Source organism: Sphingomonas sp. BL-S-28, assembly GCF_055521515.1.
In genome coordinates, this window is sequence record NZ_CM145483.1 from 885,275 (window position 1) to 906,852 (window position 21,578).

18 protein-coding genes are annotated in these 21,578 nt (G+C 63.8%); 4 read left to right on the plus strand and 14 right to left on the minus strand.

Annotated features, from left to right (window positions below; genetic code table 11):
• Positions 1-5 precede the first annotated feature (5 nt).
• The 5 genes from ACZ1JC_RS03795 to ACZ1JC_RS03815 all read right to left on the minus strand — a co-directional run bounded on the left by ACZ1JC_RS03795 (position 6) and on the right by ACZ1JC_RS03815 (position 5,704).
• Positions 6-965 carry a hypothetical protein gene (locus ACZ1JC_RS03795; RefSeq protein ID WP_465139238.1) on the minus strand — a complete coding sequence of 320 codons (960 nt, stop codon included), beginning with the start codon at positions 963-965 and terminating at the stop codon, positions 6-8.
• Positions 962-3,562 carry a fimbria/pilus outer membrane usher protein gene (locus tag ACZ1JC_RS03800; RefSeq protein WP_465139237.1) on the minus strand — a complete coding sequence of 867 codons (2,601 nt, stop codon included), beginning with the start codon at positions 3,560-3,562 and terminating at the stop codon, positions 962-964. Before ACZ1JC_RS03800 ends, ACZ1JC_RS03795 begins: the two co-directional genes overlap by 4 nt.
• A gap of 4 nt (positions 3,563-3,566) precedes the next feature.
• The gene (locus tag ACZ1JC_RS03805; protein ID WP_465139236.1) at positions 3,567-4,355 is read right to left on the minus strand and encodes a fimbria/pilus periplasmic chaperone; all 789 of its coding nucleotides are present in this window, start codon (positions 4,353-4,355) and stop codon (positions 3,567-3,569) included.
• Between the two features lie 58 nt (positions 4,356-4,413).
• Positions 4,414-5,028 (minus strand): hypothetical protein, encoded by a 615-nt coding sequence (locus ACZ1JC_RS03810; protein WP_465139235.1) that lies wholly within the window; start codon positions 5,026-5,028, stop codon positions 4,414-4,416.
• 151 nt (positions 5,029-5,179) lie between these two features.
• A complete protein-coding gene (locus ACZ1JC_RS03815) occupies positions 5,180-5,704 on the minus strand; it encodes a hypothetical protein (RefSeq protein WP_465139234.1) in 525 nt (174 codons plus the stop codon).
• 597 nt (positions 5,705-6,301) lie between these two features.
• Between ACZ1JC_RS03815 and ACZ1JC_RS03820 the strand changes: the two genes are divergently transcribed.
• Complete coding sequence (locus ACZ1JC_RS03820) at positions 6,302-7,675, plus strand: MFS transporter (protein ID WP_465139233.1); 1,374 nt, start codon at positions 6,302-6,304, stop codon at positions 7,673-7,675.
• On the opposite strand, the gene ACZ1JC_RS03825 is transcribed toward ACZ1JC_RS03820, so the two are convergent.
• Genes ACZ1JC_RS03825 through ACZ1JC_RS03835 form a run of 3 tightly spaced genes read right to left on the minus strand, consistent with a single transcriptional unit; the run spans position 7,644 to position 12,326 of the window.
• Positions 7,644-8,627 carry a phospholipase C/P1 nuclease family protein gene (locus tag ACZ1JC_RS03825; protein ID WP_465139232.1) on the minus strand — a complete coding sequence of 328 codons (984 nt, stop codon included), beginning with the start codon at positions 8,625-8,627 and terminating at the stop codon, positions 7,644-7,646. The two genes, ACZ1JC_RS03820 and ACZ1JC_RS03825, sit on opposite strands and share 32 nt — an antisense overlap.
• 19 nt (positions 8,628-8,646) lie before the next feature.
• Positions 8,647-9,828: a YdcF family protein gene (locus ACZ1JC_RS03830; RefSeq protein WP_465139231.1), complete on the minus strand. Its 1,182-nt coding sequence runs from the start codon at positions 9,826-9,828 to the stop codon at positions 8,647-8,649.
• Positions 9,828-12,326: a TonB-dependent receptor gene (locus ACZ1JC_RS03835; RefSeq protein ID WP_465139230.1), complete on the minus strand. Its 2,499-nt coding sequence runs from the start codon at positions 12,324-12,326 to the stop codon at positions 9,828-9,830. Before ACZ1JC_RS03835 ends, ACZ1JC_RS03830 begins: the two co-directional genes overlap by 1 nt.
• A 147-nt stretch (positions 12,327-12,473) precedes the next feature.
• Here ACZ1JC_RS03835 and ACZ1JC_RS03840 point away from each other — a divergent pair, with 147 nt between their 5' ends.
• Positions 12,474-13,586 carry an ROK family protein gene (locus tag ACZ1JC_RS03840; protein WP_465139229.1) on the plus strand — a complete coding sequence of 371 codons (1,113 nt, stop codon included), beginning with the start codon at positions 12,474-12,476 and terminating at the stop codon, positions 13,584-13,586.
• Positions 13,587-13,602: 16 nt separating this feature from the next.
• Here ACZ1JC_RS03840 and ACZ1JC_RS03845 read toward each other — a convergent pair whose 3' ends face one another.
• Positions 13,603-15,204 (minus strand): inorganic phosphate transporter, encoded by a 1,602-nt coding sequence (locus ACZ1JC_RS03845; RefSeq protein WP_465140305.1) that lies wholly within the window; start codon positions 15,202-15,204, stop codon positions 13,603-13,605.
• Positions 15,205-15,459: 255 nt separating this feature from the next.
• Here ACZ1JC_RS03845 and ACZ1JC_RS03850 point away from each other — a divergent pair, with 255 nt between their 5' ends.
• A complete protein-coding gene (locus ACZ1JC_RS03850) occupies positions 15,460-16,152 on the plus strand; it encodes a pentapeptide repeat-containing protein (RefSeq protein WP_465139228.1) in 693 nt (230 codons plus the stop codon).
• A 9-nt stretch (positions 16,153-16,161) separates the two neighbouring features.
• Here the strand turns inward: ACZ1JC_RS03850 and ACZ1JC_RS03855 are convergent, their stop codons facing one another.
• The 3 genes from ACZ1JC_RS03855 to ACZ1JC_RS03865 all read right to left on the minus strand — a co-directional run bounded on the left by ACZ1JC_RS03855 (position 16,162) and on the right by ACZ1JC_RS03865 (position 18,072).
• The gene (locus ACZ1JC_RS03855; RefSeq protein ID WP_465139227.1) at positions 16,162-16,812 is read right to left on the minus strand and encodes a hypothetical protein; all 651 of its coding nucleotides are present in this window, start codon (positions 16,810-16,812) and stop codon (positions 16,162-16,164) included.
• Between the two features lie 191 nt (positions 16,813-17,003).
• A complete protein-coding gene (locus tag ACZ1JC_RS03860; RefSeq protein ID WP_465139226.1) occupies positions 17,004-17,960 on the minus strand; it encodes a LytTR family DNA-binding domain-containing protein in 957 nt (318 codons plus the stop codon).
• The gene (locus tag ACZ1JC_RS03865) at positions 17,935-18,072 is read right to left on the minus strand and encodes a hypothetical protein (RefSeq protein ID WP_465139225.1); all 138 of its coding nucleotides are present in this window, start codon (positions 18,070-18,072) and stop codon (positions 17,935-17,937) included. The genes ACZ1JC_RS03860 and ACZ1JC_RS03865 overlap by 26 nt, the downstream gene beginning before the upstream one ends.
• 39 nt (positions 18,073-18,111) lie before the next feature.
• Here ACZ1JC_RS03865 and ACZ1JC_RS03870 point away from each other — a divergent pair, with 39 nt between their 5' ends.
• Complete coding sequence (locus tag ACZ1JC_RS03870; RefSeq protein ID WP_465139224.1) at positions 18,112-19,188, plus strand: DUF2252 family protein; 1,077 nt, start codon at positions 18,112-18,114, stop codon at positions 19,186-19,188.
• A gap of 90 nt (positions 19,189-19,278) precedes the next feature.
• Here the strand turns inward: ACZ1JC_RS03870 and ACZ1JC_RS03875 are convergent, their stop codons facing one another.
• Both ACZ1JC_RS03875 and ACZ1JC_RS03880 read right to left on the minus strand, forming a co-directional pair.
• Positions 19,279-19,692, minus strand: coding sequence for a hypothetical protein (locus ACZ1JC_RS03875; RefSeq protein ID WP_465139223.1), 414 nt, complete (start codon positions 19,690-19,692; stop codon positions 19,279-19,281).
• A gap of 277 nt (positions 19,693-19,969) precedes the next feature.
• The gene (locus ACZ1JC_RS03880) at positions 19,970-21,562 is read right to left on the minus strand and encodes an EAL domain-containing protein (RefSeq protein WP_465139222.1); all 1,593 of its coding nucleotides are present in this window, start codon (positions 21,560-21,562) and stop codon (positions 19,970-19,972) included.
• Between the last annotated feature and the right edge of the window lie 16 nt (positions 21,563-21,578).

The following is a 21,578-nucleotide window of genomic DNA, read 5'->3' on the forward strand; positions in this document are numbered from 1 at the left end:
CTTACTTACTGGCGGGTGGGCGCACAGCCATCCCCGCCCGAAAGGCCAAGGCGCGGCGAAAATGTCAGCGTCACCACGTCCGCGTACTGACCGGCGGGCAGACGCTGCAAGTCACGCGCAGCCAGTTCCACCTGCACACCGTGGCTGCGCCCGCCCGGCGCCGGGGTTTGGCTACAGGCGATCGTCGATTGCCGGTTCACCGGAAAGCCCGAGACCTTCAGGGCATAGGGCAGCGCAGCGTCATCGTTGTCGAAACGCTTCATCGCGCCGCGTTCCTCGTCCACGCGGATTTCGTAAGGCACCGTCGATTGCGCCGTGACCGTCAGCCCGCGCGTCACATTGCCGCTGGAACCGTCGATGTCCCCGAAATCGATCCGTCCGCGCTGATTGCCGGCCGATCCCACGAAAGTTGAAATCCGCTCCGGCACGGTCACATCAACGGCGACCTGGCTGCCAAGCTGCATGCCGCGATCGATCTCGTCCCGTCCGGCCATGCAGGCGAAGCGGACTTCGAGCGGCTGGTAATATCGGCCCGCGACGATGCCCTGCCCCGCCGGAATCTGGATCCGGAAGCTTTCGTTGACGTTGTCCCCCGTCGCGCCCGCGCCGAATTCCACCAGCGCCCCGTTGGTCGCGTTCGGCTGCTCCGCACCGGAAACCAGAATGGTGCGGCCACCGTCGCGGACCCAGCGGATGTCGTAGCGAACCGAATCATTGCGGCCCAGCGCGGAGCCGCGATTGATCGCGCCGGGGTTGGCCAGGACGACGCGGACCGCGGTGATACGCGGATCAAGCCTGCGGACGTGGATGGTAAAGCTGCGTTCCACTTCCGATCGGTTGAACGGATCGTAGTCCATGCTCAGTTCGCTGCTGGATGCGCGGAAATCCGCGCAGGCTGCCTGGGCCGCTTGCGGCAGGGCCAGCGCAAGAATGCCGCAGGACAGAAGAGTGGCGGCGATCCTCATGGTGTACCCTCCGGCTTCAGCGCGCCGCCGCGTTGCAGGGCGGCACTGGTTGTCGTCACGTCGATCATATAGACGAGCGTACCCTCGTCGGTTGGCATTTCGATGCGCCACTTGCCCGCGCGAAGTCCCTGAACGGCAAAGCGGCCGGACCGGTTGGTGAACATGTCCACGGCCTTGTGATCGGCGGATTTGTGTTCAGGCGCGGCGACTTCGATCGCACGGCCGCCGACCAGCGCAAGCGGCGTTCCGTCCGGCTTCAGCAGTTGGCCGGTGTAAGTCACGAAATAGTCCGAACCGATCTCGATCAGCGAGCCGGACCGATACGGCGGCTTCAGCTGGATAATGCCGGAACCGATGTCATAGCCGGCCGGCGCCTTCGGTACGTCATACGTCATCAGGCGCGGCGAATAGGCGGTAAGCTGCGGCATCACCGCGCCGCCGAAGGTGCCGGATTTCGCGATATATTCGTCGTCACGCGGATCGAGATAGACCGCCTTGCCGTCCAGCGAGCTATGCGGCTTCACAATCGCGAAGCTGTCGTAGATCGGCCGCGACAGCGCGACGCTGCCCCCGGCATAGGCCAGCGACAATGCCGTTCGCACCGACGTGCGCTGATCGATGATCGACCCGCTGTTGGAGAACGACGTGTAATGGGCCGCACCCAGTTCGGCGCGGTTGGTCAGCACGTTCACCGCCGCATTGAGGCCGACAGAATCGTCTACACGATCGAGATTGGCCGATGCGTTGTACGATCCCACGCCCGTCCCGCTGGAACGCTGGTAGCTCAGCCGCGCACGGTCGTTCCGGGTGTCGAAATCGGCATTCGCGCTGGAATTCCGGTCAAAACGATAGATCAGCGAGACGCGGGCGCCGGGGCCGGTGCCTCTGTCGTTACGCTCGTAATAGCCTTCCGCCGTCAGCAACAATCGCTGGTTCGGGCGCCAGCCATACGTGACGCGCCCGGTGGACTGGTCCTTCTTGGCGCCGCGGCCGACCGAGTAGTAACCGTCCAGGCTGAAATAGTGGTCCGCGCCCAGCGATTGCGAATAGGTTGCGCCGATTTCCACCGAGTAGGGATTGCTGGCGGTGAGATTGTCCGGCAGCGAGAAGTCCTTGCTCGTCGCCTGAAGCGATGCCGTCAGCGACCGGGCATTGCCGCCCTTCCCCACGCGCGAGAATTCGTAGCCCACATTGATCGCATAGCCGTTGCCGGCCGTGGTGTTATGCGATCCCGCCGCGTTCAGCGACCAGGTGCCGATCGGCGACGCCCAGACGACTTCGGCACCGCCAACGCCGCCGCGGCTCTGGGCCTGGAAGTTGCCGCCCAGCGTCAGTTCGTCGGTCAGGCCGTGGCGGTAGAAGCCGGAGGCGATCGGATCGTTGGAATAGTGCCGGCCGCTGGTGCGGAACGGCGCCTTCACACCCGCATAGACGCCGAATTCGCTGAGCCCGGCGGCCAGCAGCGTGCGGTCGAAATTGATCGAGAACGAGATGACGTTTTCACGGCCGCTGTCGTCCCGCACCAGCAGTTGAACGTTGTTCGACCCTTGCGCGAAGGGGAAATCGCCAATGTCATAAGTGCCGGGGTTCAGCCGGGTGGTCTGCACCGTCTGGCCGTTGACGATGGTCTCCACCGTGGAGGCCCGCGTCAGCGTGAACGACCGCTGGCCGCGCGGCTGGATGTTACGCTGCGGATCGAGATCCGCATAGACGCGCGACATCGACAGGCCCGCCATCGGACTGGTGCCGGAAAAGCCGCGCGCCACCGGCTCCAGATCGCCGGCCGTGTAGCGCGCCGTATGGCGCTCGTCGTCATAGACCAGGCGGGTGCCTTCGCGGCGGAAACTGTCCTGAATGCTGCCTTCGTTTTCGAGCACGAAGCCCTTCACCCGCACCGCGCTGTCATAGACGATGTTCGGTGTCTGAAACCCCGTGTCGGAGCCTTTGTAGACGTAGTCGCTATTGATGAAGGCGGTGACGTAGGCGGAAACGTCCTCGGCCGGCTGGATCGGGCCGGAAACCTGCGAGTATCCGCCCATGACCTGGATCGACTGCCGCTGGCGCAGCGTCGGATCAACCGAGAGCAGCAGGCCTAGGGTGGAAGGATCATAGACCAGATTGATCCCGAAGCGAGGCAGGTCGGCCGTCGAGACGACCTTCTTGTCCGCCAGTGCGTCGGAAACGCGGGCCAGATTGGCATCGGAAAGGACGCTGCGCAGCAGTTCCAACAGGTCCGGAACTTCCACCAGAATGCGGTCGTCGGCCGTCAGCGTGTAGGACACTTCGCCCAATACGAAGCCGCCATCCGAAACCGGCCCGCCCATCGGGATGTCGCGCCCGGTGGTGTTGATGCGCTGCGCGCCGAAAGTCGGTGTGGGTGCCGTCTTGCGCGCGGCGTTGGCGTCTGGATCGGCATCCGGCGTGCCGGTGCCCGTGCCAGTGCCCATCGGCGTGACCGCAACGGTGCCGCTGCCCAGCGCCGTGCCGGCCATCAGCCCCGCGGGCGAGGCCGCGTAGGCACGCGGGCAAGGCGCCATCGAGCCGAGCGGGGCCAGCCCCGCCAAACCTAGCAGGAAAAGAGAAATCCGCTGCGGCACCGCGTCATTTTCCGGCCGGCGTGAGTTCGATGGACAGCGTGCCCGCGGCATCCGGCAGCTCGACATTCATCGGCAGCACCCGGCTCGCCTTGGCCGGCACCAGGCCGAGGCCCATGGTCTCGCGGATTTCCTCCGGCTCGAACGTCTTGCGGAACGCTTCCGAACCGTCACCGCGACGCTCGATCAGAGTCATGCGGTTATTGGCGACATAGCCGTAAGTCGTGCCTTCATTGGCAATCGTGACGATCGGCTGGGGCTTTCCGCTGGGATCGGTACCGATCTTCGCTTCCACCAGTTTCAGCGAAGCCGCATCCTCGGCCGAGCCGACGCTGACCAGCACCTTGAAGCGATGGAGCACCTGGATGGTGTTCTGGCTGCCCGCCATGGAGACCGGCAACTGGGCGATGGTCACGTAGAAGTGCTGGCTTTCACCGGCCTTGGGCTCGCCGATCCACTGGACGCGGAAGGCCTGCGATTGATTTCCACCCAGCGTCGCCTGGCTGGGGAAGACAAGAATATCGTCGGTTTCCTGGTCCTCCGCCTCGCGCAGTTCACCGTCGACGACGCGAACGGGATGCACGGTGACTTCGACCGGAACCGGGTCCGGGAAGGTATTCTGCAAGGTGACGATGGCCGAAGTCCTGCGCCCTGCGGTCTGCAGGTCCACCACGACCGGCTGCACGTTCAGTGCAAAGGAAGGTGCGGTGCTCGCCAGCAGTCCCCCGAACAGCGTCAGGGCAGTCAGCAGCGGGCGGGCGCCATGGCGCTTGAAGCGTGAAGTCATCTTGCTCATCTGAAAATGCCTGGACCGGAAAGGATGGAGGCGGGCCGAGGCCCGCCTCCGGATAAAATCAGGCAGCCGGGGTCAGTTCGATCGAAACGTAACCGCTGTAGTTGCCAGCAGCCATCCGACGATCGGTGAGCGAGCTCCAGTTGGTAGCCGTACGGTCCGCGCCGTTGGTCGAAGCGACAGCGGCACCTTCGCTGCTCGCCTTGGCGAACAGGACGTGGGTCGAAGCTTCGCTCAGGCTGTCGTGGCCGCCGAAACGCTGGGCGACGGTCGAACCGGTCGGGGTCGAGGTCGAGTCAAGGGCCAGGCCGTTGATCGAGGTGTCGAGGTTGTAACGGATGAACTGGGCGAAGTCGCCCTGGGCCAGGCCATTGCCGGTCGCGCCGTCAAGGGCGAGAACAGCGCGCTGAACCTTAACGGTGCTGCCGCCGTTGTTGCAGAACGCGACGACGTTGGCGGCGTTCAGCTTCTGGGCGATCTCTTCGGTCACGGTCGAGCGGACCTTGGCGTTGGCGTCGGTCAGGTCTTCGAGCGAGATCGACGAGGTCTGCGACGAGATGCCGCACTTGCTGTTGACCTTGGCGTTGATGTTGATCTGGGCGGTGGTGGCAGCCTGGGCCGAACCGGCAACGGCGAAAAGAGCAACCGCGCTGGCGGCGAGGATCGAACGCTTCATAATTCAACTCCTTAGACAAGTTTGGCGCAGAACGACGCCGGAGAAATCAAGACCGCTTTCGCGGGCCATGCGTTTCATCGGATGCCGGACGGCTGCCGATGGCTGAACGGTGCGCCGACCCTGCGCGCCGCCCTTCAGATGGTGGGTGCGTTTATGCGCGTGGCCCGACCACCAGAATTAGAGTGTCTTTGTAGTGCCCTGCTGCCAGCCGCGGCTCGGCGGCGGCCTGCGAGGGCCAATCGATGGTGATCACGGCATTGCGGCCGACGCTGATGCCGGCGCCGGACTTCAGCCCCCGCCCGGGAACCAGGCTGGCGAAAGCGCAGCGGCCGCCCTCTTCCATTTCGTCGGACGTGCAACGCGCGCTGCGCACCACGCCCTTGTCCGTTTCAAGCGCCACCGAAACGCGGTAGCGCTTGCTGAAAGCGTACCCCGAACCGTCGTCGGCATTGTCCACATTGAGCAGCGCACCGCTTTGCGAGGTGACGCCCAGAGCATAAGGGGTGTTGCAGTCGAGCCCGACCGCCAGAGAGAAATTCGCGGCGCTTTCCAGATCGCGCGGCGCGGCGACGGCATCGGGGCCGGCGGCAGCGAAGCCGCAACGTTCCTTGATGCGCGCGGTGACGTCGATCGCGACCGAGTCGGTGTGTGCCTGGGCCGAAACGACCGTCAGCATCACCCCCGTCAGGACACTACCGCTGCCAACGATAGCGCGCGAAATCCACCGGAATGGAACGGAAATCATTAAGCCCCCACTTAATGCCTACTGACGCAATCAGCCCCCTGCCGATCGAATCTGCGGCGTTTCTGCCGTGAACCGGGGCTTAGAAAGGGTTCACGGATCAAGCAAATGCAAATTGTTAGTTAACAACTGGATTGTCCATTTTGGGACATGTCGATTCCAAATGCTTACTTATCTTCTGCGCGTCACTTGCCGGTGATTGCCGAAACGACCTTCGTCGAATCCCCTGTTTTCCGGGCGCGAATCGCTCTCGCGGACGATTTCTTCCCACTGTCCCGAATGCGCTGGCGTTGCCTGCTTCGGCGCGCACCGGCGATGCCGTGATCTAGGTCACGCTCATGGCCATCGTTGTCGCGCGATGGGTGGTCGCAAGCAGGCCACGCTTGCGCGTTCGCCTTGGCTTTCCCGCAGTACGTTATGCGGCGATTCGGCTGTCCGCGAACTGAAACAGTCCTGCCCTACGGGCGCTGGATGATGTCGACTTCGCCTCCAACAGCCAGACCGCACAATGCATTTCCCGGATGGCGCGGCGTGAAAACCCGTTTGGGCGCGGAAACCCGTTTGATTGCCTATTCCTCCGGGAATTTCGGCAAGAACATCGTCTTTGCCGGCGCGGACCTGACGTTCCTCTATCTCCTGACGGACCTGTTCGGCTTTTCCGGCACGACCTCCGGCTTGCTGATGCTGGTGGCGCTGGCAGGCGATCTGGTTTTCGATCTGCTGGCGGCGATGCTGGTGATCCGCTTGCGCCGCTCGGGCCGTGGCTATCGCTGGTTGATCGTCGCGGGCTCGGTGCCCGGCGGCCTTGCCTTCGCACTGCTGTTCGCGATGCCGGCGATGGGTATCGAGCAAGCGTGGATACTCGCCTTCTCACTGCTGGTGTTTCGCGGCGCCTATGCCTTGATCGACGTGCCGCACAATGCGCTGATGACGCGGATTACCGCCGACAGCCGGGCGCGCGGCAGGGTTTCCGGCTATCGGTTCTTCTTCAGTTCGGCCAGTGCGCTGACGGTTGCCGCGATCCTGACGCCCACCGTGCAATCGGCCGTTCACGCGCACGATCTGCCCCGCCTCGCGTTGACCGGCGCGATAGCCGGTTGCCTGTTCGCGCTGACGATGATCGCCTGCGGCCTTGCGAGCGACCGGCGCAGCAGCGCTCCCGAGACACAGATGCCGCAGGATCGCGACGGAATCGACGTGCCGCTGCGCGATCGGCTGGTGCTGGCCATGGCGGCCATCGGCGTGATCACCGGCTTCGCCATGCCCGCATTCGACAGGATGCTGCTCTATTTGGGGACTTACGTGATCGAGCGGCCGGAATTGATCACATCTCTCCTGCTGGCGAAGACGCTGGGGCAATTCCTGGGCGTCGCCCTATGGACGCCGCTGGCCGCGCGGATCGACAAGGGCCGCGTACTGGCGGCGGGCTATGCCGTTACGTTCGTCGGCTTCGCGCTGTTCGCCTTGGTGATGGACCGGCCGGACCTGCTGCCGGCCTGCGCCCTGCTGATGGGCTTCGGCCTGAGCTGTGTATTCATGCTGCCTTGGGGCCTTCTGGCCGACGCCGTGGACTTCGTGGCCTTGCGCCATGGCCGCAGGTTCGAGACGGGCCTTTTCGCGTTCTATCTCGTCGTCGCGAAAGCCGGCGCAGCGGGATCGTCCGTCGTGATCGGCCTTGCATTGGGATGGCTGGGCTACCTGCCCGGCGCGGAGCAGTCCGCCACCGTCAAGGCCGGAATGATCGCGCTTGGCCTGGGTGTGCCGATGCTGGGAAGTCTTGCCGCCGTGGCCCTGCTGTCACGCATGAGGATGGGCCACGAGCGGCATGAGCGTGTGCTCGCGGCGCTCGCAGCCCATCGTGCGACCCGATGGTTCAGCCCGGCGCGGAGCCGGTCTCGGGATTGAACCTGGGATTGGCGAAGTCGAGCGGGGCGGGAACCACCTTAGCGGGCGGAGTCGCGCTCTGGGCCCAGGCGCGGCAGATCATGTCGCGCAGCATGGCGGCACCGCTGCTGGTCTGGGCGTAAACCAGTTCGCGCGTGTCGCGGTCCGCGAAGTTGGTGAAGTGGTCGCGCTTTTCCAGCTTGTAGACCTGCTCCATCTTGTCGCCCGCCGTGTCGAGGTAGGCCAGGACCGCATCGAACATGTCCCCCTCCCGATGGCCTGGCGCGGCGATGCGCGGGGCGATATCGGCAACCGTCAGCTTCATGCCGTCCACGAACCCGCTTTCGAACCGGCCATGGATCGTGCGGTCACGCGTGTAGTCATGCGGGTTGTCACCGCGCCAGCCGTCACTGTTGACCGAATCGTGCAGCGGCTGCGCGCCGTCGCCGATGTAGTGGCCCAGGCGGATCACCTGAAATGCGCAGTGCTGTTCGGGCACTGAAGCGTCGCCACCTTCCGCATTGGCCTTGCGGACATAGCGCATGCAGGTGATCAGGCGCTGGTAGGCTTCCATCGCCGCATAAGGCAGCGTGCCGGTCCACCGCACATTGGTGCGCGCGGCAGTGGCGGGATCGCTGTCCTTGATCGTCTCGTAATGCTTGTAGAGCGCGAGGACGAACTCATAACGCGAACGCGGGATCGGCTTCAGAAACGTGAACTGTTCGCGAAACCAGCCGTGGTTCGGGTCTTCCTCGATCTTCGAGAAATTCTCGTCATCCCCGCGCCAGCTGTCCGGCAACGAGGCGGAGGCGCCGATATAGTCCTCGTACTTGCGCAGGAAAACCGGGCCATCGGCGGGGATCGCCTCGATCGCGGCGCGGTCGATCACGGCGTGGGCTGTGCCGCCCCAGGCATAGGCGGCGGAAGGGTGCAGGGCGAGTACGCCGAGAGCGGCGATCACGGGAAAACGCATCTTCGGATGGCCTTTCCTATCAGGGATCCAGCGGATCGCGCGGATCAAGCCGCGCCGACTTGGAGGAAGGACGAAATTCAAGCTCGGTCGGGGACAGGCGGTGACCCACTTGACCCGGTTGATAGCCAAGTTCGTCCAGATTGCGCTGCGCGAAAAGCGGGGTTTCGATGTAGGCGCTCTGGGCCGGATTGCAGACGATCAGCGTATCCCGGTCGAGCGGCGCGCCCATCGCCATCAGGCGGCGGGTGGCGTTGCGCAAGTTGGTCGTCGTGTGGCGGGCATAGGGCTCGATCACGATGGCATCGGCGGGAATGCCATAGCGTTCGATCAGGCCGCGCCGCAGTTCCTCCGCCTCGGCAAAGCGCGTGGCGCGCGGGTGCGCGCGGCCGCCGGTCACGATGATGATGGGGATGTCCCCCGCCGCGAAACGGTTCGCCGCCAACCGGATATGCAGCTTGCTCAGGGGGCTGAGCGACATTTCGGGCACTTCCGGGCCGACGCCGGTGACGATCATCGCCGAATAGCGATAGCGCTTCCAGTCGATGGTCTTCGCGCGCGCCATGGCCGGCGCATTGAGGCCGTCGTTGATGGGTTCGTAACCGATGGCGTCGGTGCGGTCGTTGGCATCCAGCAGCGCCAGCGCGAACTCGATGCTGGGATCCAGCGCCTGCGCCGATCCCCCGCGCGGTGTGCGGGCCAGCGCCAGCGCAGCCATCGTGCGGTTCTTCGCTTCCTCGTTATCGAGCGCAAGGCCCGAACCGTCGATCTGCGGATAGCGCGGAGCAAGGCCCAGCGCATACGTGCGGATCACGATGTTGATGCCGTCGATCTCACGATCCAGTCCGGCCAAGTTGCCGTCATCGGCCTTGCGGGTGGTGACGAGGCCGGCTGCGGCCGTGCCCAGCGTCGCTTTTTCGGCATCGCTCCAGACCAGCGCCTGCGCGGCGCAGAGTGCATCCTCGCCGCAAGCCACCTCTCGCGCCCGGCGGGCTTCCAGTAGCGTGGCCACGTCATAGCGCGCCTTCAGTGCCGCGACCGCGCGGGCATCGCTGCCCACTTCGCCCAGCATCGGGAACAGATGGTCGGACAGCAGTTCCACCTTGCGGTCGCGAGCCGCCCCGGCCGAAGCCGGGACGGTCGAGACCGGAAGCATGGCCGCCATGAGGAGGCTGGCGGCTAGACCTCGCGAACGCAGTGCCATCACCACGCCTTGCTCACCATAAGACGGAAGTTCCGACCGAAGATCGGGCGGCCGTAGATCGCCTCTGCACTGCCCTGCCCGCTGAGCGAGTCGGTGCGGGTGTTGCCTTCGGTCAACCCGTGCGCGTTGAACAGGTTGTCACCCACCACCTGCATCTGCCAGGTGCCACGCGTGAGCGTGAAGCCCGCGCCCACCGTGCCATAGGCCGGCAGCGCCGTGTCGTTGTAGAGATCGACGTAACGCTTACCCATGTAGGTGTAGCGTCCGTAGATCGACACGTCCGTGCCAGCGGTCGTGAAGTTGAAGCTGGGGCGGATATTGCCGTAGACCTTCGGTTCGCGAACGATCTGGTTGCCTTCCACCTGCTCCGGATCGGCGCCCGTCGCGCTCTGGAAGCTCTTGTACTTCGGATCGCTGATCGTCAGCGCGCCGTTCAGCGTGAACCACGGCGTGACCGACCAGGCACCGTCGAACTCCACGCCCTTCACTTGCGCTTCACCCACGAACGGCACGTTCACATCGTTGCGGCCCGTGGTCGGATCGTAAGCAAGGAACGAGGCGTTGAGCGGGTCGAAGTTGGTGTAGAACCCGGTGACGTAGAGGTACGAACGGCCGGAGGCGAGCTTCAGACCCACTTCGTACTGATCGGCAATCGTGGTGAGGATCGTCGGGTTGATGCTCATCACCGTCTGCACGTTCGGCGGCGTTTCAAGGTGCGATGCGCGGCCGTAGATGCCGATGTGGTTGTTGAAATCGTAGTTGGCACCGACGGTCCAGTTGGTGACGTTGGGCTTCAGCTTCTGGGTGACGATCGCGCCCGTAAAGCCGCGCGTGGTATCGTCGGCCAGCGTGGTGGCGTCGCCCAGGTTCACCTGCTCGGTCAGCGCCGCCCAGCCCTTGTAGCTGTAGCGTTCGTGGCGGATGCCGGCATCGATGCGCAGGCCCGGCACGATTTCCCAGGTGTCGTTCGCATAGATCGCGAACATCTTGGCGTCGGAATCGCCCTGGTTCAGCGTGGCGGCATAGTTCAGCACGCCATTGTCGGTGACCGATCCGATCGCGGTGCCGGCGGCGTTATAGGCCACGAGGTCCAGCGTGCGCGGCTTGCCCGCCACTTCGATCAGGTAGTTCTGGTACAGCGTCTTGCTGTCTTCGCCATAGGCGCTGGCATAAAGGCCCAGCTTGATGTCGTGGCTGCCGATGCCAGTGTCGAACTTCTTCGCGATCGAGAGGTTGCCCTGCGCCGAATAGAACTTCGAGTGGATGTCGCGGTACTGGCCCTGCATGACAAGCCCGGAGGCGGCATTGGGATCGTAGACGGTGTTGGTGCCGGCCAGCACGTAGCCGAGGTGATCGACCGCGCCGAAAGCGGTGGTCGCGCGCGCCAGATAGCTGCTGGCGAAGGTATCGGCATCGGCCGGGTTGGTGGTCGAATAGAACGCCGTGAAGTCCAGCTTGCCCTGCGTGTACCCGGCCTTGGCCGAGACCAGCCAGCCATCGAAATCGGCATCGTACTGCGCGCCGAAGTTCACCATCTGCATGTGGCGGCCGTCGGACAGATCGCTGTTGCGGCTCTGGATCACGCCCGCGCCGTCACGGTACTTCAGGTTGACGTTGCGGAACGCCGGCGAGTTCATCGTGCCGGTGAAATAGTCGATGTACTTGTCCAGGCTGACGCTGGGATCGCGCGGGTCGGCGGTCGGGATCGGCAGGTAGAAGACGTTGTGATCGTTGACGTAGTTCAGGCTCAGCTTGATCGAGCCGTTTTCAAGGTCATGCTTGATGTTGGCGCGGATCTGGCCGCCCTTGTCGTTGGGGAAGCCGTTGTCGCGATAGCCGTCGTGATAGCGCATGAAGCCGCCCACGGCGTAATAGGTGTTCTTGCCCAGCGGGCCGGCCTGATAGGCGTCAAAGCGATAGAGGCCCGTGTCACCCAGCGTCACTTGCGCCTTGCCACGCGCCACGTCGCTGCCGGTGACGGTGATGGCGTTGATGATCGCGCCCGAATAGCTGGCATAAACCGGCGCCGGGCCGCCGCGCACCACTTCCAGGCGGTCGGTCATCAGGTCCGGCTTGATCAGGGCGTCACCGCGGAAGAACACGCCGTCGTTCTCATGGAACAGCGGCAGGCCGTCCTGCTGGAAACTGACGAAACCGCCGTCGCTGGGCAACCCGCGAATGCGGTAGATGTTCTGCACTTCGCCGCCGGTGATTTCGGTTTGGAAGCCGGGAAGCTGGCCGATCAGGTCCGCGAAGTTGACCGGGGCGATCTTCGCCATGTCATCCTGCGTGATCGTGTTGATCGCATAAGACACGTCGAAGCGGCGCTGCGCGCGGGTCGATCCGGTGACGATGATGTCGCCGGACGTCGCTTCGCCTGCCGGCGCACCCGCACCGCTGTCGGCGGCTGCGGCCTCGTCCGCGGCATAGGCGGGCGTCGCAAGGACGGTGCAGATGGCGGTAAGCGCCGTGCCGGCGGCAAGAACGGTCTTGAACATGATGCCCCTCGATTCGAAAATTCGAAAGCCGCCCGAAGCGGCGACGAGGGGGCACTTGACGGCTCAAGGTGACATTTTTAAATATTTTATAGAAAATAATTAATATCTGCGACCAGCCGATTTTCGGCGCATCGGAATCCTTCCAAAATGCAGCTTCCCCTGATCGATAAGGACCAGCGGCGTATCATCCGCGAACTGCGCAAGGCCGGGCCCCTGTCGCGCTCCGCGCTGGGGATACGTCTGGAAATGAGCGGTGCGGCGCTGACCAAGCTGTCCCGCTCGCTCATGGCGCTTGGCATTCTGGAAGAAATGACCGGCGCAGAGGCGCAGGCGCGCGGCCGGCCGGCTGTGCCGCTGCGCATCGCACCGGGCGGCGGCTATGCCGTGGGTGCCACCGCGCACAAGGGACTGCTGGATATCGCGCTGCTCGATCTGGCCGGCGGGGTGATCGCCACCCATCGCGAAACGATACCGCCGATCACGCCGCAAGAATTTGCCGCCAAGCTGCGCGGCATCACCCATGGGCTGGTGGACCGGCACAACCTGCTGGGCCAGCGCATGCTGGGCCTTGGCGTGGCCGTGCCGGGCCCTGCCATGTCCATCGAAGGCGAGCGCTGGAGCGTGGTCGACGCGCTGCCCGAATGGCGCGACGTGCCCTTGCGAGAGATCATGGCGCGCGAACTGGGCTGGCCGCTCTGGCTGGAGAACGACGCCAATGCCGCCGCCCTGGCCGAATATTACGTGGACGGACTGCTGCAGGACTTTTCGACCGTGGTGGTCGTGCTGCTGGGCTATGGCATCGGCGCGGGGGTGATCGTCGACGGCCGGCTGGTGCGCGGGCAGTTCGGCGTGGCGGGCGAAGTGGGCTGCCTGTTCCCGATGGAGCATCCCCGCCCCAGCCCGCTGGACCTGCTCACCAATTTACGCGCCGCCGGCTGCGCGGTGACATCGGTGGGAGAAATCGATCCCGAAGCGGCGGACCAGCGCGATACGATCGAGGCGTGGATGGACCGGGCGGCAGGCCAGCTCGAATTGATCTGCAACACCGCCTTCGCCTGGCTGGACCCGGGCGCGATCGTGCTGGCCGGCCCGCTGCCGCCGGCGATCCTGCGGGGGTTGGGCGAAAGGCTTGACCGCGCGAACCTTGTAACAACGTTCGGCGTGCGAAGGCCGCCGGTCCGCGTCTCAGGCCTGCGCGGCTCACCCATCACGCTGGGCGCCGCGCTGCTGCCTATCCACGCCCTGTCAGCTGACGACTGACAGGGCATGACCAGATTCAGATAGCCATGCGGAACAGCCAGTAGAGCAGCGCCGCCAGCGCGATCGAGGCCGGCAGCGTCAACACCCAGGCGACGGCCAGATTGCGGATCGTGGACATCTGCAGGCCGGATCGGTTTGCCGCCATCGTGCCGGCCACACCGGATGAAAGCACATGGGTCGTCGAAACCGGCAGGCCTAGCGTGTCCGCCCCCATGATCGTGCCCATGGCGACCAGTTCCGCCGCGGCGCCTTGCGCATACGTAAGGTGCGATTTGCCGATCTTCTCACCCACAGTGATGACGATCCGCCGCCATCCGATCATCGTGCCAAGGCCCAAAGCCAGCGCGACCGCAACCTTCACCCAGGTGGGGATGAAGCGCGTGCCCTTGTCCAGCGAGTCCTTGACGCGCGACAAGGCGGCTGTGTCCGCCTCCGAAAGCCCGGCGGCCTTCTCCTTTTCCAGACGCTTGATCGCTTCGGATGCCAGATACATGTCGTTACGCACGTTCTTGACCGCTTCGGCCGGGACCCTGGCCAGCGATCCGTACTGGCGCACCTGATCGTCGATATCGATGACCAGTTCGGCCACGGCGTGCTTGGTGTCAGGCCCGAATTGCTTGTCGGCAATGAAGCGCGTCACGGTGGCGCGCGCGGCCTGCGGAGACATCGGCTCGACCGGGGGCTGCAGCACGGAGACGGCGGCAATGGCGTTCACATGGAACTGCTCGGTATATTGCGCAGGCACGGCGCGGTTCAGCGCATAAGCGGTGGGAACGGTGCCGATCAGGATCAGCATGATCAGGCCCATGCCCTTCTGGCCATCGTTCGATCCGTGCGCGAAGCTGACGCCGGTGCAAGTGAAGATCAGCAGCGCGCGGATCCACAGCGGTGGCGGCACGCCCGGCTCCGGCTCGCGGTAGAGCGCGGGATGGCGCACCAGAAGCTTCATCGCCAGAAACAGCAGGGCCGCCAGCACGAAGCCGATCAGCGGCGAGAACAACAGCGCCTGCCCGATCTCCGCCGCTTTCGACCAGTCAACGCCGGCGGTGCCGGACTTGCCCTCCATGAAGGCATTGGCGATGCCGACGCCGATGATCGATCCGATCAGGGTGTGCGAGCTGGAAGAGGGAATGCCCAGCCACCAGGTCGCCAGATTCCAGATGATCGCTGCGATCAGCAAGGCGAACACCATGGCGAAGCCCGCCTGAGAGCCCACTTTCAGGATCAGTTCCACGGGCAGTAGGGATACGATGCCGAAAGCCACTGCACCGCTGGACATCAGCACGCCCAGAAAGTTGAAGAAGCCGGACCACACCACCGCCGTCGTCGCCGGCATGGCATTGGTGTAGATCACCGTGGCCACCGCATTGGCGGTATCGTGGAAGCCGTTCACGAATTCGAACCCCAACGCGATCAGCAGGGCGATGAACAGCAGGATGAACGGCAGCAGCGCCGTGGGGTGGACATGCGCCGCCTGCGCGTCGCGAAACACGCTGGACGCAACGTAGAGGATGGAGGCCAGGATCGCTGCCGAAAACCCGATCACGCCAGCTTTGCCGAGCCCTTTTTGCAGATCGGGACGCGTGCTGGACGTGTTCGGCAAATCGGGATGGGCCATGCCGATCGTATTGTGCATTCGTGCCTCCGGCCGGGCCCGGACGGCCTCCTTCTGCATACGACGGTTTCATGCGGAAAGGGCGCGGCCGGGACGCATCGAGATATGATGCCGGCAAGTCTGGAACCGATTCACTGCCGTCTTGTGACAGGCGCGTCATATTCCCGGAATGATACCTAGGGTGAGGCCCCAGGGACATTACCCCGGATCTTGGCAGCAGCGGCTTGCCGCGCAGCCAGCGGCCCGCATAATGGCGCAATGAACGATTCAGCAAAAATCCATCCCGAGCTGGCGGACCGCGCCGTGGGGCGCGACGATCTGCTTTCGGCCTGGGCGGCAGGTGTGCGAACGCTGACGGACTGCGATCTGGACGAAGGCGACTTTTCCGGGCTCGATCTGGAGGATATCGTGCTGGAACGATGCGCCCTGCGCGGCGCCCGGTTTGATGGGGCAACGCTGGCCAGCGCGCGGTTTCTGGGCTGCCGGGGGAGCGAAGCCTCGTTCGTCGGCGCCGACCTTGGCAGCGCGCTGATCAGCGGCGGCGATTTCAACAACGCCTCATTCCGCCGCGCGCGGCTGGTCTCCGCTCGTTTCGAACGGTGCAAGTTGACCGGGGCGGACCTGACCGATGCTTCCACGATCGGCATCGCGCTGGAGGAAACGCTGCTATCCTACGCCCGCCTGCCCGGCATTTCCTTGAAGAAGGCGGTTCTCAAACGGGTGGATCTGTCGGAATCCGATCTGCAAAAGGCCGATTTCCGAATGGCGGTGTTCGAAGACAGTTCGCTGCGCAATGCAACCCTTGCCGGTTCGCGCTTCGAGCAGGCGGACTTGCGCGGCGCAGACCTCGGCGGCATCGAACTGATGGACGCCCGGCTGTTCCGCGGGGCGACCATCTCGCGAGTGCAGGCGGCCGAACTGCTTTCCCAACTCGGCCTGAACGTCCTCTAGGATGAGGACCTATTTCTTGCCGAGCGCCTTGGGCGTCTGCGCGCGAACTTCGGTCAACAGCACGCCAAGGTATTGTTCGGCCTCTGCTGCGTTGCGTTCCGGATAGGCCGCCGTCATCCGGCCGCTCCAATGGCCGTAGTCCACCGTCGTCAGGCTGAAGCGCCAGGGCTGGTTATCGCGGATGCCGCTGAAAGTGCCGCGATAGGCATCCAGCTTGGGATCGTTCGGAATCTTCACCGCGCCTTCTGAAACGATCGTCGGCGCGGAGAAGTGCGACATCGCCGCCTGCCGCATGATCAGGTAATGGTCGCGCGCCGACATTTCATCGATCTGCACCACGGCGAAGCGCACCACCACGTTCTCCTTGGTGCCACGCAGCGGGTGGGCGTAGCTGATGGCGACGTACTGGCCGCTGGGATCGTTGGCCTGTTCCTTCAGCCGCTCGAACCCCTTGAAATTGGCGGGGAAGCGCAGGCCGCTGGCGACATGGATCAGCGTCGTCCCATCGGGCGCGAGCGCGAAGCCTTCCGGAACGGCGCTGGATGCCGGACTTGACGCGGAAGACGGGGCAGCGGGCGCCTGGCCCGAAGGTTCAGCCACTGCCGGGGCGGCAAGCAGGAAGCCGAGCAACGCAATCGAAACATGGCTTGAACGGGACATCACGCATTCCTGTGATTGAGAAACATGAGGACGATGGATTGACGCGATCGGTTTGCGGCCCGGAATGAATGATCGTGCGTTCTGTTCTCTTGATGCGACAATACGATAGAATGCGTGCGCGTCTATCCGTTTTCGCAGCGCGAATAGTCGCTTCGTCTCATCCCGGTCCGTGTATTGGGCAGCGCGGTTCTTCAGGACAGTTCGGGAAGGAAGCCGATCCGTTCAAGCCGTGGCACCGAATCCCGCGCGACCGGGGCGACGGCGCCGTTGGCGAGCCGTATCGTGCGATTGCGTCCATCCGCCGTCACTTCGGCTATGCCGTCGCGAGCCACCCACCAGCTGCGGTGCACCTGCTCGCCCGGCATGCCATCCATTTCCGCGACGGCATCACGCAAGCGTATCAGCACCATTTCGCTGCCGGCTTTGCCGTGAACGCGGACGTAATGATCCTCGCTCTGAAGCGCGATCACTGGCTCGCTGAAACCCGGGGCGAGCCGGCGGAGCAGACGCGGCCCCGGCGTATCGCCGGGCGAGGCATCAGCGGACCTCACATCTCCATCGCGCTCAGGCATCGATCGTCCGGTGCCCTGCGGTAAACCTGATCGTTCCGCCGCCTGCCCGGGCCTACCGCCACTCCCCAGCGCATCGCGCAACTGTTCATCCGCCCGCTGCGCCCAATACGTCACGGCCAGCACGGCAATCGCGCTCAGCACCGAAAAGGGCAGGATTCCGGCAAATCCGTCCAGCGAATGAAAGTAGGCGCTGGCGCTCCATGTCCACAACAGCGCCAACGGAAAGCTGGACAGCAGCACGCCCCAAAAGACCAAGAGCCGGCGGGGTAGCGAGGTGGCATCGGCGATGGCGGTCCAAAGCATGATGGACGGGCGGACCAGTACATAGGCCCCCATCAATTGCATCCACCAGCGCCAGGACCGCGCGACAAAATCGCCGTTGAAATAGGTCCCGAACGGGCCGAGAAAGCCAATGATCGCCGCGAACACGACCATAGCCCAAAGCTCGATCAGGATTCGGCGCAGCCAGGTCACAAGAACTTCTCCCGGTTCACGACGCGCCAGCCGGAATTGCAATAGCTTCCCGTGTCTTGACGACGCCTTGCCCCTCTTAGCGAAATTGCAGGTTCCGGCCAATCGCCACGCCGAATTCGCTCCAGCGCGGGGCGATAGCGCGCAGCGACAACGGATCGTGCAGTTCGGCATAGGCCGGCCGGAGCGGATGGACGTGCGCCGCTTCCCCCTGCATGATCGCCGCCAATCGGCGCAGCGACAGGGACGATAGCGCATGAAAGACTTCGCGACATCGATGGCCGATTTCGAAGCGGACATGAAAACCTACCTCGGGCCGGAGTTCTATGCCCCGGACATCGCGAAGAAACATCGGAAGATGGCGCGCAGTCCGTTCCTTTTCCTGCGCGGCACCTGTTGGCGCTGGGCGCAGGCCGCACCCTCGATCTGCCCCCAGTTGATGGACGCACCGCCCGCTCCATCCGTGGGCGATGCCCATGCCGGCAACTTCGGACTGTGGCGCGATGCGGAAGCCCGGCTTGTATGGGGCGTCAACGACTTCGACGAAGCGGCGCGGCTGCCCTATGCGCTGGATCTGGTGCGCCTTTGTGCCAGCGTCCTGCTCGCCGACGATGACGCCGACGCCGACGATACGGCCATGCCGATCCTTGAGGGCTACCGCCGGGGACTGGACGATCCCGCGGCTTTCGTGCTCGAACGCGATCATCTCTGGCTGCGCAATGCCTTTGCCGCGTCGGACGACAAGCGGCAGGCGTTCTGGGCCGATCTTGCGGCGGCTGCGGAAGATGCCCCCACCGCAGACATGAAGGCGGCAATAGTGACGGCTCTGCCGGAACCCGTGCCATCGGTCGTCTATTCGCGCCGTTCGGCCGGCACCGGCAGTCTTGGACGCGCACGTTTCGCCGCTTTCGGGTCCTATCGCGGTGGGCCGATCGCGGTTGAGGCCAAAGCGCTGATGCCGTCATGCTGGGTGGCGGCGGGCAACGACGGGACGGCGCCGGGGCTGGCGGCGGAACTGGCCGAAAGCCGGTGGCGGTCGCCCGATCCGTTCCTGCGCTATCGGCAGCGCCACGTCGTCCGCCGATTGGCGCCCAATAGCCGAAAAGTCGACATGGCCGAGCCGAACGCTGCCCTTCGCGCAAAACTGCTGGAGGCCATGGGGCGTGAATTGGCTAACATCCATTCGGGCCTTGAACCCGTCTGCCAGCCGGTCCTCGACGATCTGCACCGGCGCCCGGAACACTGGCTGGCCGCGGCCGCCAAAGCGGTGGCCAAATGGACGGGGAGCGAGTTCGAAGCCTTTCGCGCAGCCTCTCCCAAGACTGATTGCTGAGGCTGGTGCCCCAAGGAACTTCGCCGACATTGCAGACCCAGGCCGCGTGGAGCGCGCGCTGAATGGGAGAATATGCGGGGTACCGGACATTTAGACTTTAGAGAAAAGCTGCTGGATCTCGCTAGGAATGCCATCTGGAGCGGCGCCAATATCGATTTTCGTCAGCCAATATCCAAACGTCAGCTCGTCACAAGTTAATCCACCCTGATCAAAATCTCGACCTATGTCAGAAAACAGATCTCCGCCATCGTCCGGGTAACGATGTATATTTATTTTACCACCATCCCCTCTGATATTTTTCCCAGCCTTAAAGCCTCCCTCATTTATCAGGTATTTCGTAAGAAGTACGGCGTCCTGAAGGCGGCGGATAGGAATTTTTTGATAGCTATTGTCGTTTTGATCGTAGCTGACGACACCTAGAATTTGCGCGAAAAAGACATAATCTCTAGCGCCATCTTCATAGAGGTAACGGATCACTTCGAGCGGATAATCTTGATTATTCACCGGAGGCCACATCATCGCGTCAGACCTACGGGAACCTTAACCTATCTTGGGATCGACGTGAATGTTGGCGAAACCGGAATGGCTGTTTCGGATTGGCATCTCTTATATTCCGCTCCCGAATTTATCCACGCGACCCAAGAGTCTCGTTGGAAATTCGTGAAACGCCAATTTCGCGTTACTGGGCTGTCCCGCCATCGCAAATATCTTGCGGGCGGCAGGGCGGGGAACAGGGTCGGTACCGCTTAAAAAATGCCCCGCTGGCATTTTCCAGTCGGCTCTAAGGTATGGCGCCCGTTGGCTCCATGGCTCTCGCCGCAAAGAACGAGGCTTCACGCCCGCGGTTCTTGTCCTCGAAAAACCTGACGAACTCCAGCGGCGCGAGCGCCTTGGCATAGAGCCAGCCCTGCACGAACTCGACTCCCGCCTCCCGCAAATAGGCTTCCTGTTCCTTTGTCTCCACGCCTTCGGCAATGATGCGCAGATCCAGCCCATGCGCCATTTCGATCACGTGCGGAATGACCACGCTGGTGGCCGCCGCCTTGCCGATCGCTTCCACGAAGGTCTTGTCGATCTTCAGCGTATCGAGCGGAAGCCGCTCCAGCAGCGAAAGGCTGGAATAGCCGGTTCCAAAATCGTCGATGGCGACCAGATGGCCCCGCGCCCGCGCCTTGTCCACCGTCCGCCGCGCGGCGGAGGCGTTCATGAAGCCGCGCTCGGTCGCCTCCAGCCAGATCTGCCGCGGCGCGACGCCGGACGCGGCCATGGCCCGATCCAGCACTGGCAGGAACCGGCCGCTCTGCATGTCGCTGGACGATATGTTGATGGCGATATGCGCACTGCGTTCGCGGCGCAGCATCGGTGCAAGATCGCTCAGCACGGTTTCGATCATGAGATCCGTCAGCTTGTCGATCACCCCGTGGTACTCGGCAAACGGGATGAAGAAATCGGGGTGCACCGAACTGCCGTCCGGCCGCTGCCAGCGCAGCAATGCTTCAGCCCCCACGCACAGCCCGGTCGATAGTTCGATGATGGGCTGGTAGAAAACCCGAAACTCGCGCTTGCGGATGCTGATCGCCAGTTCGCGCTCCAACGACAGGCGCTGGTGCGATACCCAGAAAATCAGCCCCAGCAGCAACGCCGACACGACCAGCCCGACCGGGATGAGCATCCACACTTCGCGATCGACCCTGTCCTCCACCAGCGAACGGTCGGTGATTGCAAAGGCACGCAGCATCGTGTTGCGTTTGGAAGAGGCGACATGCGCATCGGACCGATCGAACATGCCGCCCGCCGCCATCCGACGCGCAACTGCAGGATCGATCTTCCCATTCACGGCAATCAGGCGACCATCCAGCGTCGCCAGGCCCAGCGTCATATCCGTGTCGGTAAGAACGTCGACAAGGCGATCCGGGCTGATCAGGGTGGCGTAGTCCCCCCGCGAAATCTCCAGCATGTGGGCTGCACCGGTGACGGTGGGATGCACGTTCAGGCGCAGCCCAAACCCGTCCGGCAGAATGATCTCCGGCTTTTGCTTGAGGATATCGACGTTCCCCGGAACCGGCCCCCAGCCGGTGCAGGCAAGCTTGCCGTCGATGAAATAGCCGATCTCGTCGACCGCGCCGGACTGGATGGTCAGCAGACGCATCCGGGCGATATGGGCGGGCGAGCAATCGTGCCAGTTTTCGTGCTGCAGCTTGGTCATGATCGCGCGCGCCCTGCCGAAGCTGTGATCGGCACGCTTCAGCGTCCAGTCGCTGTATTCCTGCAGGTGCGCCTGTTCCGCCCTTTGCGCGCGAATACGCCCATAACCCGCAATTGCGACAAGCGGAATCAGTGCAGCCAGAACAGCCAGGAGACCTGCAATGATCACGATCCTAAGCCGTTGC

Bases quoted from the DNA above. Each gene is read 5' to 3' on its own strand.
- ACZ1JC_RS03795 (WP_465139238.1), bottom strand. From the start codon at position 965: ATGAGGATCGCCGCCACTCTTCTGTCCTGCGGCATTCTTGCGCTGGCC.
- ACZ1JC_RS03805 (WP_465139236.1), bottom strand. From the start codon at position 4,355: ATGAGCAAGATGACTTCACGCTTCAAGCGCCATGGCGCCCGCCCGCTG.
- ACZ1JC_RS03810 (WP_465139235.1), bottom strand. From the start codon at position 5,028: ATGAAGCGTTCGATCCTCGCCGCCAGCGCGGTTGCTCTTTTCGCCGTT.
- ACZ1JC_RS03815 (WP_465139234.1), bottom strand. From the start codon at position 5,704: ATGCTGACGGTCGTTTCGGCCCAGGCACACACCGACTCGGTCGCGATC.
- ACZ1JC_RS03825 (WP_465139232.1), bottom strand. From the start codon at position 8,627: ATGCGTTTTCCCGTGATCGCCGCTCTCGGCGTACTCGCCCTGCACCCT.
- ACZ1JC_RS03830 (WP_465139231.1), bottom strand. From the start codon at position 9,828: ATGGCACTGCGTTCGCGAGGTCTAGCCGCCAGCCTCCTCATGGCGGCC.
- ACZ1JC_RS03835 (WP_465139230.1), bottom strand. From the start codon at position 12,326: ATGTTCAAGACCGTTCTTGCCGCCGGCACGGCGCTTACCGCCATCTGC.
- ACZ1JC_RS03840 (WP_465139229.1), top strand. From the start codon at position 12,474: ATGCAGCTTCCCCTGATCGATAAGGACCAGCGGCGTATCATCCGCGAA.
- ACZ1JC_RS03845 (WP_465140305.1), bottom strand. From the start codon at position 15,204: ATGGCCCATCCCGATTTGCCGAACACGTCCAGCACGCGTCCCGATCTG.
- ACZ1JC_RS03850 (WP_465139228.1), top strand. From the start codon at position 15,460: ATGAACGATTCAGCAAAAATCCATCCCGAGCTGGCGGACCGCGCCGTG.
- ACZ1JC_RS03855 (WP_465139227.1), bottom strand. From the start codon at position 16,812: ATGTCCCGTTCAAGCCATGTTTCGATTGCGTTGCTCGGCTTCCTGCTT.
- ACZ1JC_RS03865 (WP_465139225.1), bottom strand. From the start codon at position 18,072: ATGCAGGGGGAAGCGGCGCACGTCCATCCGCTCCGGCCGGCCTATGCC.
- ACZ1JC_RS03870 (WP_465139224.1), top strand. From the start codon at position 18,112: ATGAAAGACTTCGCGACATCGATGGCCGATTTCGAAGCGGACATGAAA.